15 protein-coding genes are annotated in these 13,945 nt (G+C 46.1%); all 15 read left to right on the top strand.

Annotated features, from left to right (window positions below; genetic code table 11):
- Positions 1-37 precede the first annotated feature (37 nt).
- The 15 genes from M0R33_RS05325 (at position 38) to M0R33_RS05255 (ending at position 13,937) form a co-directional block, all read left to right on the top strand.
- On the top strand, positions 38-1,306 hold the full coding sequence (locus M0R33_RS05325; protein ID WP_292566115.1) for a sigma-70 family RNA polymerase sigma factor: 1,269 nt from the start codon (positions 38-40) through the stop codon (positions 1,304-1,306).
- A gap of 143 nt (positions 1,307-1,449) precedes the next feature.
- Complete coding sequence (hflK, locus tag M0R33_RS05320) at positions 1,450-2,607, top strand: FtsH protease activity modulator HflK (RefSeq protein WP_292566113.1); 1,158 nt, start codon at positions 1,450-1,452, stop codon at positions 2,605-2,607.
- The gene (gene hflC, locus M0R33_RS05315) at positions 2,607-3,467 is read left to right on the top strand and encodes a protease modulator HflC (protein WP_292566110.1); all 861 of its coding nucleotides are present in this window, start codon (positions 2,607-2,609) and stop codon (positions 3,465-3,467) included. The genes hflK and hflC overlap by 1 nt, the downstream gene beginning before the upstream one ends.
- Before the next feature lie 17 nt (positions 3,468-3,484).
- Complete coding sequence (ftsH, locus tag M0R33_RS05310) at positions 3,485-5,386, top strand: ATP-dependent zinc metalloprotease FtsH (RefSeq protein WP_292566106.1); 1,902 nt, start codon at positions 3,485-3,487, stop codon at positions 5,384-5,386.
- A gap of 72 nt (positions 5,387-5,458) precedes the next feature.
- Positions 5,459-5,878 (top strand): hypothetical protein, encoded by a 420-nt coding sequence (locus tag M0R33_RS05305; RefSeq protein ID WP_292566103.1) that lies wholly within the window; start codon positions 5,459-5,461, stop codon positions 5,876-5,878.
- A 34-nt stretch (positions 5,879-5,912) separates the two neighbouring features.
- Positions 5,913-6,791 (top strand): phosphate-starvation-inducible PsiE family protein, encoded by an 879-nt coding sequence (locus tag M0R33_RS05300; protein ID WP_292566101.1) that lies wholly within the window; start codon positions 5,913-5,915, stop codon positions 6,789-6,791.
- Between the two features lie 115 nt (positions 6,792-6,906).
- The gene (locus M0R33_RS05295; RefSeq protein ID WP_292566098.1) at positions 6,907-7,383 is read left to right on the top strand and encodes an SRPBCC family protein; all 477 of its coding nucleotides are present in this window, start codon (positions 6,907-6,909) and stop codon (positions 7,381-7,383) included.
- A gap of 41 nt (positions 7,384-7,424) precedes the next feature.
- Positions 7,425-7,886 (top strand): PAS domain-containing protein, encoded by a 462-nt coding sequence (locus M0R33_RS05290; RefSeq protein ID WP_292566095.1) that lies wholly within the window; start codon positions 7,425-7,427, stop codon positions 7,884-7,886.
- Positions 7,887-8,094: 208 nt separating this feature from the next.
- Complete coding sequence (locus M0R33_RS05285; protein WP_292566093.1) at positions 8,095-8,922, top strand: sterol desaturase family protein; 828 nt, start codon at positions 8,095-8,097, stop codon at positions 8,920-8,922.
- 49 nt (positions 8,923-8,971) lie between these two features.
- Positions 8,972-9,931 (top strand): protein-methionine-sulfoxide reductase catalytic subunit MsrP, encoded by a 960-nt coding sequence (msrP, locus tag M0R33_RS05280; RefSeq protein ID WP_292566091.1) that lies wholly within the window; start codon positions 8,972-8,974, stop codon positions 9,929-9,931.
- A 47-nt stretch (positions 9,932-9,978) separates the two neighbouring features.
- Positions 9,979-10,572 (top strand): protein-methionine-sulfoxide reductase heme-binding subunit MsrQ, encoded by a 594-nt coding sequence (locus tag M0R33_RS05275; RefSeq protein ID WP_292566088.1) that lies wholly within the window; start codon positions 9,979-9,981, stop codon positions 10,570-10,572.
- A gap of 30 nt (positions 10,573-10,602) precedes the next feature.
- Positions 10,603-11,517: a TIGR01777 family oxidoreductase gene (locus tag M0R33_RS05270; protein ID WP_292566085.1), complete on the top strand. Its 915-nt coding sequence runs from the start codon at positions 10,603-10,605 to the stop codon at positions 11,515-11,517.
- 6 nt (positions 11,518-11,523) lie between these two features.
- Positions 11,524-12,036: a hypothetical protein gene (locus M0R33_RS05265; RefSeq protein ID WP_292566083.1), complete on the top strand. Its 513-nt coding sequence runs from the start codon at positions 11,524-11,526 to the stop codon at positions 12,034-12,036.
- A gap of 6 nt (positions 12,037-12,042) precedes the next feature.
- Positions 12,043-13,410, top strand: coding sequence for a deoxyribodipyrimidine photo-lyase (locus M0R33_RS05260; RefSeq protein WP_292566080.1), 1,368 nt, complete (start codon positions 12,043-12,045; stop codon positions 13,408-13,410).
- An 8-nt stretch (positions 13,411-13,418) separates the two neighbouring features.
- A complete protein-coding gene (locus M0R33_RS05255) occupies positions 13,419-13,937 on the top strand; it encodes a lipocalin family protein (protein ID WP_292566077.1) in 519 nt (172 codons plus the stop codon).
- Positions 13,938-13,945 lie beyond the last annotated feature (8 nt).

Raw genomic sequence — 13,945 nt, 5'->3', positions numbered from 1 at the left:
TTCGATTCCAACCTAATATTTAATCCGGTAAAAACCAATGTCAGCACTCCCCGAAGTAGTTACCCAATCGGTCGGTCGTCTTGCTAGCGAGTCCGAACCCGTGATTCTGGCTTGCCGTGTCGAAAAAGCGCGTCAGCAGTTGCTTGATTTCTTGTTGGAAAACAATCAGGTGGCTGGTTTTATCGTCAGGCAGTTGCTGTTGGACTTACATAAAGGCACCGAATATTCGGACATATTGCTGGTTAAGAACAACGACAACTACAAGGACTCCTTACGCCGGTTTGTAGCTGAGTTTGCCAATCAAGAGGCGTTTTTCGATAGCGTTTTGAGCGAGGTTAGGCCGGTTAACAGATACAATGTTGTACAGGATTATAGGCTTGTACAAGTTTTAAGTCATATGCCGAGTGAACGGGTTGAGATTTCAGCGGCTGCCTACGGGCTTTTGCGGGAATTGCATTTTCTAGCGATTTATCTGCTTGAAACGAGTGGGTTTGTCGAAAATAATCTAGGGTTGCTGAGCGAATTGGCGCCTGATTATAAGGTCCGTTTGCGCGAGCTAAGATACCAGCTTAAACGACTGCGCCAGGAAATGATTGCCAGTAATACCGGCTTGGTGGCGTTTGTGGCGCATAAATATAGAACCGTTTCCTTAAGTTTTGACGACTTGATGCAGGAAGGCATGGTGGGATTGATCAAAGCGGTCGACCGCTTTGACCCCGAGCGGGGCAATTGTTTTTCAACCTATGCCATTTATTGGGTCCGGCAAGCGATTTCAAGATTGATCGTCAAGCAAGAAAAAGCGGTGCCGTTGCCGGTTGCACTGGCTGAGAAATCCTCTCCCCTATTTGAAGTAATGCGTACCACTTATTTGCAACACGAGCGGTGGCCCACATTTGCCGAATTGAAAGCCAGCTGCGATTTATCCGAACAAGAAATCAAGACCATCAGCAGTTACTATCAATCGACTTACATGCAGGATGCAAGCACCAATGAAGAAGACGATGGTATGTCCATAATGGAAAAAATGCAGCAGCAGCAATTTAGTTTGCCGTTGGAAGACCTGATCGATAACGATCTGGCGAGTTATATGGATAGGGCTGTGGCCACCTTACCCGAAAAACAGGCCGTCATTTTAGCGATGCGGTTCGGCTTAAAAAATCATACCGAAATGACTTTGCAGGCCGTTGCGGATCAGTTACAAGTGACTCGGGAACGCGTCAGACAAATTCAAAACGAAGCTTTGCAAAAATTAAAACAACAATTTGGGTTTGACCTTATGCTGTTTTTGGAACCAAAAGATACTTAAAACACTCTGTATTTTTGTTTCGAATCAGGAAATACCTCATTTTTGTTTCGAATCAAGAAATAATGTATCTAAATCAGCCAGTATTTGCTAAAAATAACAACGAATGCCGAGGTTAGGCTATCTACGTAACGAGAGGAGTGACTATGTCTTCAGAAAACCACAACACCGATAAACAAACGCCGCCGCCGGATTGGAAAATGGAGTTTGAAAAACAATGGAAAGCCATTTCCGATAAGACCGTGGATTTTTACCACGCACATGAAAATATGTTTTCCCTGTCAAAAGTCGCGAGTGTGCTGGGCGGTTCTTTGGTTTTGGGCTGGCTGATCAGCGGTATTTATATTATCGATCAGGGTAATCGTGGTGTGGTCACTCGTTTTGGCGCTTATACCGAAACTACCATGCCGGGCCCTCACTGGCATATTCCGTTACCGATTGAATCGGTCAGCGTGGTGAATGTCGAACAACAGCGATTTATAGAAGTGGGCTATAGCGATTCGGCTAGAGTCAGCAAGTCTTCCGTGATTCCACAAGAATCTTTAATGTTGACCAGCGACGAAAACATCATCGCGGTTCGTTTGGCGGTGCAATATCAAATCAACAGTGCCAGGGATTATCTGTTCAATGTCAAAAATAACGAACATACCCTGAAACAGTTGACGGAAAGCGTGTTGCGGGGTGTGATCGGCAGAAACAATATGGACTATGTGCTAACCGAAGGCCGCAGCCAAATCGTGGCGGAAATCAAAACCGATATCCAGCAGGCCATGGATGAGTACAAGGGCGGCGTTATTGTAGCCAGCGTCAATTTGCAAGACGCCCAGCCACCGGAAGAAGTGCAGGGCGCTTTCGAAGATGCGATTCGCGCCAGAGAAGACAAACAGCGTCTGATCAACGAAGCTGAAGCTTACAGCAACGAAATTATCCCTAAAGCGCGTGGTGCGGCAGCCCGTATTCTACAGGAAGCGGAAGGGTATTCGGCTGAAAAAGTGGCGAAAGCAAAGGGTGAGACCGAACGCTTCGATCAATTGCTGGTTGAATACGAGAAAAACCCTGCTATTACCCGTAAACGTTTGTATTTGGAAGCTAAGGAAAAATTGTACAGCTCGACCAACAAGATCGTGGTCGATACTGATCAACCGCCCGCGCTTTACATGCCGTTACAACAGATGTCGGCTCCTCAGGCGCCTTCCGGTGCCGCAGCCAACGAACCTGAATTGAACGTTGAGCACCATAATGCGGTTAAAAACCACGCGCGTAATTCAGCGTCCAATGAATTGCGTCCAAGCAGGAGCAGATAATGAACAAAGCACAAGTCATTTTTCCGGTCAGTCTGGCGTTTTTGGGATTGGCCGCCATGTCGGTTTTTCATGTTAATGAACATGAGAGAGCCATTTTATTTCGTCTGGGAGAAATCGTTACCACTGATTTAAAGCCCGGACTCCATTTTAAGACCCCCTTCATCAATAATGTCAGTATGTTTGATGCGCGCGTGCTGACCTTGGATGCTAAATCCGAGCGTTTTCTTACCTCCGAAAAGAAGAACGTTATTGTTGACTCGTTCGTCAAGTGGCGAATCGGTGATGTGGGTCTTTTTTACACCACGGTCGGCGGCGATGAGTTTCAAGCCAATCTGCGCCTCGATCAGATCATGAAAGATGCCATGCGTAGCGAATTCGGCATACGTAACATCAAACAGTTGATCTCGGAAGACCGTAGCGAACTGCGCGATACTTTGTTGGAGAAATTGTCGCCCACGGCTAAAAAATTTGGCATTGAGCTGATCGATATTCGCATTAAACGCATCGATTTACCGCCGGAAGTCAGTAGCTCGGTATTTCAACGTATGCGAGCGGAACGCGAACGGGTAGCCAGAGAGTTTAGATCGCAAGGCGCTGAAAGCGCGGAATTGATCAGTGCGGAAGCCGATAAGCAAAGACATGTCATCGTAGCCAATGCCCAGCGCGAAGCAGAAAATGTTCGGGGTCGCGGCGATGCGGAATCCGCCGAAATTTATGCGAAAAGCTATGGAAAAAACCCTGAGTTTTATGCCTTCCATCGTAGCTTGCAGGCCTATCAAGCGTCATTTGAAAATACCCAGGATACGTTGGTGTTAAAGCCGAACTCCGATTTTTTCAAATATTTCTCCAGCGAAAAGTGAGTTAGGAGAACCTAATCATGAAGAAAATTTTATTTTTTGTCGTAATTGTTGCGGCGATTGGGATAGTGGTTTCTTCGATATTCAATCGAAACATGCCCGAATACGATCCGCATTACGAAATTTCCTATTCCGATTTTATCGAGGATGTGCGTAATAAAGTGGTGACCGAAGTGGTCATAGATGGGAATAATGTCGACGGTAAGCGCAATAACGGCAGCCGTTTTTCTACTTATAATCCCAACGATATGCGCATGATTGACGAGTTGTTGGAATACGGTGTCAAAATCAAGGTCGAAAAACCGGAACCGCCATCCACCCTGATGAATATTCTCATCTCCTGGGCGCCGACTTTGTTATTGATCGCGGTGCTGATCTACTTCATGCGCAAACAGTCCTCGATGGCCGGTGGGCGTGACGGACAAATGGGTTTCGGTAAAAGCCGCGCCAAATTGATGGAAGAAGACCAGGTCAAGGTGCGTTTTAAAGACGTTGCCGGGGTGGAAGAAGCCAAGGAAGACGTGGTTGAAATGGTGGATTTCCTGAAAGACCCCGGCAAATATGAAGCCTTGGGAGGCAAAATTCCCCGCGGTGTATTGATGGTTGGGCCGCCAGGTACCGGTAAAACCTTGCTGGCGCGGGCCATAGCCGGTGAAGCAGGGGTACCATTCTTCTCTATATCGGGTTCCGACTTTGTGGAAATGTTTGTGGGTGTCGGCGCCTCGAGGGTACGAGACATGTTCGAGCAGGCCAAAAAACGCGCGCCCTGCATCATATTCATTGATGAGATCGATGCAGTCGGCCGTCAGCGCGGTGGTGCAGGCGTGGGTGGCGGTAATGACGAACGCGAACAAACCTTGAACCAGTTGTTGGTCGAAATGGACGGTTTCAGCGGCAATGAAGGCATTATCGTGATTGCCGCCACCAACCGTGCGGATGTGCTCGACAAAGCCTTGTTAAGGCCGGGCCGGTTTGATCGTCAAGTCCAGGTCGGTTTGCCTGATATCAAGGGCCGTGAACAAATTCTTAAGGTACACGGCGAACGGGTACCTTTGGCCGACGATGTGAATATCACCGATCTGGCCCGCGGCACCCCAGGATTTTCCGGGGCTGAATTGGCCAATCTGATCAACGAAGGCGCTTTGTTTGCCGCACGGAACAGCAAACGCGTGGTCAGCATGAACGATCTGGACAAAGCCCGCGACAAAATGATCATGGGCGCGGAAAAACGTACCATGGTAATGAGGCGAGAAGATTTGTTGATGACAGCCTACCACGAAGCGGGCCACGCCATCGTCGGTCGCATGGTGCCTGAACACGACCCGGTCTATAAAGTCAGCATCATGCCGCGCGGTGGGGCGCTCGGTATTACCATGTTCTTACCGGAGCGGGATCAATACAGCGCCAGTAAGGACAAATTGGAAAGTCAAATTGCCAGCTTGTTTGGCGGTCGGGTGGCAGAGGCTTTGATTTACGGTAAGAACAAGGTTACCACGGGCGCCTCGAACGACATCATGCGTGCCACGCAGTTGGCCAGAAACATGGTCACAAAGTGGGGTCTTTCCGACAAGCTGGGGCCAATGGATTATGGTGATAACGAAGGCGGCTACATGGGGCCGCAATCCAAGCCAATGTCGCAAAAAATGGCGGAAACCATCGACGAAGAAATTCGTGCAGTGATTGATAGCAATTACAACCGTGCAGAAACCATCCTGAAAGACAATATCGAAATTCTCCATAACATGGCGCATGCGCTACTGGATTGGGAAACCATCGATAAATATCAGATCGATGAGTTATTGCAGGGCAAAACCATAGCGCCACCCGAGCCGGAACCCGAGCCCGAGCCGCTTGTAACTGAATATGAGCTTGATGATGGCCAAGCGGAATCAATTTCTGAAGAACCTGTCACGACCTCATAACCGTCCTCCTCTATATACCCTCCCATTGCAGTACTCAGGGAGGGTATTTTTTTCAAATAAGAGGTATCAGCCATGAATACCCGTTCAGTATCTTTCGCTCCCTTAACCATTTTGCAGATCGTTTTACAGGTTAATTTTAATGCCTCCGTTATTTTAATTTTGCTGGCCAGTGTATTGTCTTTGACCGGTAGCGAATTTTTTTTTGAAAATACTAGCGATTTATACGGGCCGTTGGCAAATAATTTGCGATTGATATTGATATATCTTTGTTTAGTGCAAATTGCAGTCTATGGTTTCTATCAAATGAGCAGTAATTATGCTGCTATTGTGGCCTTAGGCGCCTTTTTTTTGATACTGATTTTATCTCTGGAATATTATGCCGCGGTCAATCAGGTTGAAATTGATGAAAACTATCAACAAGTGTTTTTATATGCCGGCTTATCCCACTTACTGTATGGTGGGATTTGTGTTTTTAGAAAAAAAGGCAGTTAGTGGCGCCTGACGTAAGGGCTTTGGGAGCAGGGTTATGATCCGGTTAGTTTACATCAGTCATGCAGTAAAACCTTTTTCTACCGATGATTTAATGTCGCTCCTGAGGCAGTGTCGGCGCTGTAATTCAGCTTCCGGCATCACCGGCGTTCTGTTGTACTTTAATGAGTGTTTTGTGCAGGTTTTGGAAGGTAAGGAAGAAGAGGTTAATAAAGCTTTTCTAAAACTCAAACGGGATCCACGCCATAAAAATATAATTGAACTAGAACGAAAATACATAAGTGAACGGCAATTTCCAGATTGGAGCATGGGCTTTGAAGAGCTGGATATGTCCCAGTTGGCCGGTCTGAATATTGAAGGAGTGAATAGTTTCTTCAGCGAGGGCGGTGGTTCTCCTCATAGCGAACTGAATCAAAGGTTGCTGGGCACATTGATGACGCATTTTAAAGGCGCCTATCAAAAACGTAAATCACATGAAGAATTACCGGTTGATGATGAGCAGGGTGATATTCTCAAGTCGTTTCACAAAGCTATTCGTTTTGCGGTAACTATTTTAGCCGGCTTAATGGTAATGGTAATTTTTCTTGGTGTGTTTCAAGTGATTTTTGTGTTGTATCAAAAGCTTGCCACGCCTCCATATTTGGTTTTGAGCATAACGGATTTATTGTCGACGTTTAGTGCGTTTTTATTGGTACTTATTGCAATAGAAATTTATTTAAACATTAGTTTGTATTTGCGTAGTGATGTGATTCCCGTAAAACTGGTAGTGGCTACCGCGTTGATGGCTATATCCAGAAAAGTGATCGTTTTTGATTTTAAATATTTAGAACCACATTATATTTATGCCAGTGCCGCCGCGGTATTCGCCTTGGGAGTAACCTACTGGTTATTGGATAAAAAAGAAAAGACAAATTGAGTAACTTGCAGGATTTTATTTATACCTTAATATATTGGCCTACAATGACTGCCGAAATTTTTCAAAATTTATATTGCTCGAGTTGAAACAATTCAACTTTATATAGGGGATTGTTATGCGTTTGAAGTTACCGTTTGATTCAACTAAGCCTGTTGTTGGCGAGGCAACTATAGAAATTGATAAGCCTCTCTGCGATGTGTTTGCTTATGTGGGAGAGCAATTTTTCAATAATTATCCGAAATGGGCCGTCGAAGTGGTGAAATTTGAACCATTGGATGGTAATAAGGTATTTGTTGGTGCAAAAGCAAAACAAGTGCGCGTGGATAATGATGCTGAAATTGAATCGACATTCGCTATTACAGATTTTAGTCCGTTTGATAAGTTAATTTTAAAAGGATTGGATCAGCCTTATAAACATAGTTATATATTAAATGCTAATGAGCAAAGGAAACCTACTCGGTTGACTTTTCGATTTGAATTGTTGGAATTGGATATTTTCATGCGGCCTTTTGAAAAGCTAATTCGTTATGCCATTGAAGACGGAGCCGAGAATACCGTTGAGAATATAAAAAAATTAATTGCCGTTGAGTGAAATTGATAATTATAAATACAGACTGATTTTGGAGTGCGAGCATGAATTTTATTGTTGATAAAGACTCGGGCATTATCCCTCAAGTGTTGTCCGCGATTTTGGATGAATGTGTTAATGGCGTCACTTTGGCTGATCCCGATTTGGAGGATGCGCCGATAATATATGCCAATAAAGCATTTGAGCGCCTGACCGGTTATTCTCAAGAGGAAATCGTTGGTCATAATTGCCGATTTTTACAAGGCGAGGACAGAGAGCAAGTTGCGCGTTATCAAATTGCCGAAGCTATGAATAACCAGCAGGGCGTTGAAGTGACCTTGCGTAATTACAAAAAGGATGGCACATTGTTTCATAACCATTTAAAAGTAATTCCTTTGTTTGATAAAAAGCAGCGCGTTATTTATTACTTGGGCGTGCAGTACGATATTACTCAGCAAGTTGACGCTAAGAATGAAATAAAGGCGTTGACCGAATTATTAAGTGCTGATCAAAAGAAAGAACAGTAACTGGTCGGCGAGGCAGTTCGCCCCTTCTTCCGGCGGGAGAAGGCTGGGATGAAGGGGCAAAATAAGCGTTTCCCTTGATTTCTATTTTCCTACTTCCCTGCATGGAAGCAGGTGGGACGGCACGAGGTCGTTCGCGGGGAGACCTGTTGTGCTTTGCGCCGAATAGTGAATAAGAATAATAGTTATTGGATTTAATAGGGGTGGGGTTATGGGGGCTTTGGAACACGCTGGAAATGCTGATATGGCAGTCACCGGTGCTTTATTTGGGTTGGCCATATTGGCATTTGTGACATTACTGGTTATCGAAAAGTTTAAACCTTATAGATACTTTACTAAAAAAGTTTATAAGAAATCTATTGTTACCAATACTACTGCATTTTTAGTCAATAATATTATTTTAACGATATTAAGAGCTTCTTCCTTATTTTTAGTGGCGCAGCAGTTTTCGTCTATAGGCTTGTTAAGCGGTTTGCAGAACGGACCTTTAAAATGGTTGTTGGCTTTTGCTCTCTTTGACTTGGCTATTTATGCTTGGCATGTTGCCAGCCATAAATATGAATGGTTATGGCGTTTTCATAAAGTGCACCATAGCGATAAAAGCTTTAACGTATCCACGGGTTTTCGTTTTCATGTATTTGATCTTTTGCTTGAAATAGCCTACAAATGCCTGTTCGTTATCGTTATTGGTGTCGATGCTTATTTAGTATTGTCAATTGAAATTATAGAGCTGTTTTTCATATTTTTTCATCATGCCAATATTCGTGTTCCAAATGAACAATTGATATCAAATTATATTATTACACCTTGTTTGCACCGCACTCATCATTCCACTTTACGTATAGAACATGATAGTAATTACGGTATTGTTTTAGCTGTTTGGGATCGTATCTTTGGTACTCGTAAGGAATTAGTACCCGTCAATATCGGTTTGGATTTAATTGAGGCTGAAAATTTTATTCAATTGTTTTCGTTGGCCTTTATAACCGAACGCAAGTTTAAACAGTTGTTAGGATTGATACCTAAAGGCAAAAAATAACTTCACGCTGGCATTGTTTGGCCCGGCTCCAACCTGCAGGTGATTTAGGATGATTATAAAAACAAATAAAGCTATCCCTGCGAGTGAAATTACAGATCCATTAGTATTTCAACAGCGGCGGAACATTATCAAGGCCCTGTTGGCGGGTACTTTGCTTCCTGCTGCTATTGGGTCGGTTTCGGCTAATACTGTCCCTCAATTACGTTGGCCGGCATTAACGAAGAGTAAACATTCTACCGATATAGGCTTAATTACCCCGCCGGAATTAGTTAAAAACTACACAAATTACTATGAGTTTTCTTTTAATAAACAGGACTCCACTGAATTGGCGCAAAGTCTTCACACAGACAACTGGACTATCGAAATCAGCGGGGAAGTAGAAAAACCGGGCCATTATCAGTTGGAAGATATTCTGGGACGGCAAACTTTACAGGAATACGTTTACCGTTTTCGCTGTGTCGAGGCCTGGTCCATGGTCATTCCGTGGATTGGGTTTCCACTGGTCGATCTGATTAAAAGGCTCAAACCGTTGTCCAAAGCCAAGTTTGTCAAGTTTACCTCTATATATGACCCGGAGAACATGCCTAAGCAGCGTATCAATGCCATGCTGGATTGGCCATATGTGGAAGCATTACGCATTGACGAGGCCGTTCATCCGCTGACGATTTTAGCTGTCGGCATGTATGGCGATGCGTTACCCAAACAAAACGGGGCGGCTTTACGTTTGGTGGTGCCCTGGAAATACGGTTTTAAAAGCATCAAGGCCATCGTTAAAATCGAATTGTTAAACCGAGCGCCCATGACCACCTGGCACGCATTCGCGCCCAACGAATATGGGTTTTATGCCAATGTCAATCCGTCGGTACCTCACCCGCGCTGGAGTCAATTTAGCGAGCGACGATTGGGTAGTAGGTTTTTTACGCCGCGTCGTCAGACGGAACTTTATAACGGCTATGGCGAGCAAGTCGCTTCTTTATATAGTGACATGGACTTACGGCATTTTTACTGATGTGGTTTCGTATCAATAATGCATGGATCGTTATTTCAATAGGTTGTTTGCTGCCCCTATTCGGTTTGCTATTGGATATTGTCACCAATAATTTAGGCTCAAATCCGATTCAGGCCATTCATATTCGCCTGGGAGATTGGTCTTTGCGTTTTCTCTGCCTTACGCTGGCCGTTACGCCGATTCAAACGATGACCAAATGGCGGGGGATGGCTGAATATCGGCAAATGCTAGGGTTATATGCATTTTTTTACGCCACCTTACATGTATTCGGCTATTTATTTGTCGATCATGCCGGCGCATGGCGGGTGATAGGAATCGATATTATCGAGAGTTCGTATATCTGGTTCGGCGTAATCGCTTATGTTATTGTCTTAATGCTGGCGATTACTTCACCCAAATCCGCTAAAAAACGCTTGGGTAAAAATTGGAAAAAACTGCATCGGCTTATTTATTATGCCGCCGGAGCAGCCGTTATTCATTATTTCTGGCAACTGAAAGGTAATTTGTTTCAGCCCTTATTTTATCTGACCATCATTTCATTTTTGTTGGGCTTCAGAGTGCTGGTTAGGCTTAAAAACCGGCAATTGGCCAAGTTGATGCTCCCAAAGGGTAGGCCGATTTCGCTTGAAGATAACGAATAATTTTGAATCAAGATTTACCGGAGCACGCAGATGCCAAATAAATCCATTTTAATTACCGGCGGTACTGGTTTTTTGGGTAGCGCCTTGACTTATAAATGGTTACAGGAAAATCAACCTGTAACGATTTTCAGCCGCAGTGCCGACAAAGTGCAGCGAGCTTTTCACCATCAGGTGCCGGCCATCACACGGATCGAAGACTTGCCCGACGCTTCCAGCTATAAAGCCGTGATCAATTTGGCCGGTGCGGGAATTTTCGATCAACGCTGGAACGATGCGCGCAAGCAGGTATTGCGTAAAAGCCGTATCGATTTTACCCGGCAACTGGTCAACTGGATTAACTCGTCTAATAGCCCGCCGGATGTATTGATTAGCGGTTCCGCCATCGGTTTTTATGGCGATCAGGGCGATGAATTGCTGACCGAACAAAGCCTGCCGCGGGTCGACTTCTCTCAGCAATTATGTGCTGATTGGGAGCAGTCCGCACTGCAGGCGGAAGCCAGTGGTACGCGGGTTTGTTTGATACGTACCGGGCTGGTCTTGGGGCAGGGTGGCGGATTACTGAAACGCATGTTGCTGCCGTTTCGGCTTGGTTTGGGCGGTCGGCTAGGACAGGGCGGGCAATGGATGTCTTGGGTACATCTGCAAGACTGGCTGGAAATTGCGCAAGCCATGATAGGCAATCCCAATATGCGGGGACCCTATAATGCTACGGCGCCGATTCCGGTTACGAATAGAGAGTTCAGCGAAAATTTGGCGGGGGTTTTAAACCGCCCTCTATTGCTGCCCATGCCGGAATTCGCGCTAAAGCTATTGCTGGGCGAAATGGCCGCCCTGGTTTTGGGTAGCCAGCGTGTGATTCCTCAACGGCTTTTGGATAAAGGTTATTCCTTTCAATTTACCCAACTCGACTCAGCCTTGCGCAATCTTCTGTTCCCCATCCAATAATCAATCATGCTTATCGATAGCCTATCTTTATTATTTGCCTTTACCTCATTCATTGCCTGGTACGAAGCGCTACTGTTGGGTTTGGCGTTTGCCGTGCTGATCTACACCATCACACCTGAACCCTTACCGGAATGGGAAGAACGCACCCCGCCCACCTTGTATTTTTATTTACAGTGGAGTTGGTTGGGCTGTTTGAAATTAAAGGACGCATTCTGGCCTTTCTTTATTTTTTTTAACGGTATATTGTGGTATATCGATTATCGTGTTCAGGAAGGTACATTCACGGTGGCCAGTTGGGTAACCATGCATATCATTATAGCCATGCCGCTTATTTACTGGACGGGAGCGGTATGGCGTTGTTCCAAAAACAGCTCCAGCCGTATTTGGCCCAGTGTGGCGCGCTGGATGACGGTGGCTGCTTATTGCGATTTGGCCTTTCGCTGGGTGATTTACCAGCATTACCCTAATATTCTGTTTAACTGTCAGCAAATGATCATTCACTGGGGCGATTGCTTTTAACCCGGTATGAAGAAACGCTTTGCAAAATCCCTGTTTATTTTTCGTCGCGATCTACGTTTATACGACAATTCCGGATTGAATGCCGCCTTGCAACAGTCCGAGCAGGTGTTGGCTTGTTTTATTTTCGACCCGCGCCAGATCGAACCGCATCCCTATCAAAGTCGACCGGGGTTGCAATTTATGCTGGAGGCCTTGCAAGACTTGCAGCAGCAGTTTCAGGCCCACCAGCGTCAACTCGGTTTATATCATGGGCAACCCGAACAGATTATCAGCCGCTTGCAACGTGAACAGGTTTTCGATGCGGTATTTGTCAATCGCGATTTCACCCCCTTCAGCCGCCGGCGCGACGCCGAGTTGCAAACATTTTGCGAGAAGCAGGGGCTGGATTTTTATAGTTGTGCCGACGCGTTGCTAAATGAGCCGGAAACTTGCCTGAAAAGCGATGGTTCAGCTTATCAGGTATTCACAGCCTTTTATAACAGGTCCCGCTTGCATCCGGTCGGTCTGCCGCAAGGCTTGGCTGAAGGACAATTGCTTGATGGCGAACACCACGCCGATCTGGTTTCGCAATTGCAGCAAGCCCATCACCATGCGTTGCTTGGCGGTCGGCAAGCCGCATTGCAAAAGCTGGAAAGCCTGGCGGATTGCAGGGACTACAGTCGACAACGCGATTATCCTGCGCTGTCGGCCGGCAGCAATTTGTCGGCCTATCTCAAGTTCGGCTGTTGCTCGGTCCGGGAAGCCTATTATGCGGTGGTGGAAAAGCTGGGAACCGAACATCCTTTGTTACGGCAATTGTATTGGCGGGATTTTTTTACCCACATTGCCTTTTACTTTCCGCGAGTTTTCGGACATGGCTTCCATCAACGCTACGACCGGATAGTCTGGCGCAACGACAGAGAGGAATTCCAGGCCTGGGCCGAAGGGCGGACCGGTTTCCCCATTGTCGATGCCGGGATGCGGCAGTTAAACCAGACCGGCGGTATGCATAATCGGGTGCGCATGATCGTCGCCTCATTTTTGGTGAAGGATTTGCATATTGATTGGCAATGGGGTGAAGGTTATTTTGCCCGCCAGTTGCTGGATTACGACCCCTGTCTGAATAACGGTAACTGGCAATGGGCGGCATCCACCGGTTGCGATGCCCAACCTTACTTCCGAATTTTCAATCCCTGGCTGCAGCAAAAAAAATTCGATCCCGATTGCGTGTATATCAAACACTGGTTGCCGGTGTTAAAAGACCATACGCCGGCAGCGATCCATAATGGCTACCAAAAACCGTTGGCCGGCAGTTATCCACCGCCGATAGTGGCGCACGGCATACGCAGCCAACAGGCCAAGATCTTGTTTCAGCAAGCCGGCCAACAACCATAGGCGTATTTATGCGGTATTTTTTATGTTTTCTTTTGGCGTTGAGTTTCACGGCTTGCACCGGCATACCCGCGGGAGTCAAGCCGGTAACGGGATTTGAACTGAACCGCTATCTGGGCACCTGGCATGAAATCGCCCGGCTGGATCACAGTTTTGAACGGGGCTTGTCCCAGGTAACCGCTGAATACAGTTTGCGCGAAGATGGCGGCGTAAAGGTGATTAACAGCGGATACAATGCCGAAGAGCAGCAACGGCAAATGGCTGAAGGTAAAGCTTATTTCATCGACAGTCCGCAAGTTGGGCGCTTGAAAGTGTCGTTTTTCGGGCCGTTTTATGGCGCCTATAACATCATGGCACTGGATAAAGCGGCTTATCAGTATGTGATGATTGCCGGACCCACTACCGAATATCTGTGGATCCTGGCGCGCACCCCCAAGCTGGATAACTCTGTTTTGCGGGCCTTGGTACAACAAGCCCGAACCCTGGGTTTTCCGACCGAGGATTTAATTTATTTGCAACCTCGACCGTAAACACCAAT

The organism is Methylomonas sp. (genome assembly GCF_023228165.1).
Lineage (GTDB): Bacteria > Pseudomonadota > Gammaproteobacteria > Methylococcales > Methylomonadaceae > Methylomonas.
This window is presented reverse-complemented; position numbering and strand designations above follow the sequence as displayed.

Excerpts from the sequence above, each read along its gene's own strand:
- M0R33_RS05325 (WP_292566115.1), top strand. The coding sequence starts at position 38 with ATGTCAGCACTCCCCGAAGTAGTTACCCAATCGGTCGGTCGTCTTGCT.
- hflK (WP_292566113.1), top strand. The coding sequence starts at position 1,450 with ATGTCTTCAGAAAACCACAACACCGATAAACAAACGCCGCCGCCGGAT.
- hflC (WP_292566110.1), top strand. The coding sequence starts at position 2,607 with ATGAACAAAGCACAAGTCATTTTTCCGGTCAGTCTGGCGTTTTTGGGA.
- ftsH (WP_292566106.1), top strand. The coding sequence starts at position 3,485 with ATGAAGAAAATTTTATTTTTTGTCGTAATTGTTGCGGCGATTGGGATA.
- M0R33_RS05305 (WP_292566103.1), top strand. The coding sequence starts at position 5,459 with ATGAATACCCGTTCAGTATCTTTCGCTCCCTTAACCATTTTGCAGATC.
- M0R33_RS05300 (WP_292566101.1), top strand. The coding sequence starts at position 5,913 with ATGATCCGGTTAGTTTACATCAGTCATGCAGTAAAACCTTTTTCTACC.
- M0R33_RS05295 (WP_292566098.1), top strand. The coding sequence starts at position 6,907 with ATGCGTTTGAAGTTACCGTTTGATTCAACTAAGCCTGTTGTTGGCGAG.
- M0R33_RS05290 (WP_292566095.1), top strand. The coding sequence starts at position 7,425 with ATGAATTTTATTGTTGATAAAGACTCGGGCATTATCCCTCAAGTGTTG.
- M0R33_RS05285 (WP_292566093.1), top strand. The coding sequence starts at position 8,095 with ATGGGGGCTTTGGAACACGCTGGAAATGCTGATATGGCAGTCACCGGT.
- msrP (WP_292566091.1), top strand. The coding sequence starts at position 8,972 with ATGATTATAAAAACAAATAAAGCTATCCCTGCGAGTGAAATTACAGAT.
- M0R33_RS05270 (WP_292566085.1), top strand. The coding sequence starts at position 10,603 with ATGCCAAATAAATCCATTTTAATTACCGGCGGTACTGGTTTTTTGGGT.
- M0R33_RS05265 (WP_292566083.1), top strand. The coding sequence starts at position 11,524 with ATGCTTATCGATAGCCTATCTTTATTATTTGCCTTTACCTCATTCATT.
- M0R33_RS05260 (WP_292566080.1), top strand. The coding sequence starts at position 12,043 with ATGAAGAAACGCTTTGCAAAATCCCTGTTTATTTTTCGTCGCGATCTA.
- M0R33_RS05255 (WP_292566077.1), top strand. The coding sequence starts at position 13,419 with ATGCGGTATTTTTTATGTTTTCTTTTGGCGTTGAGTTTCACGGCTTGC.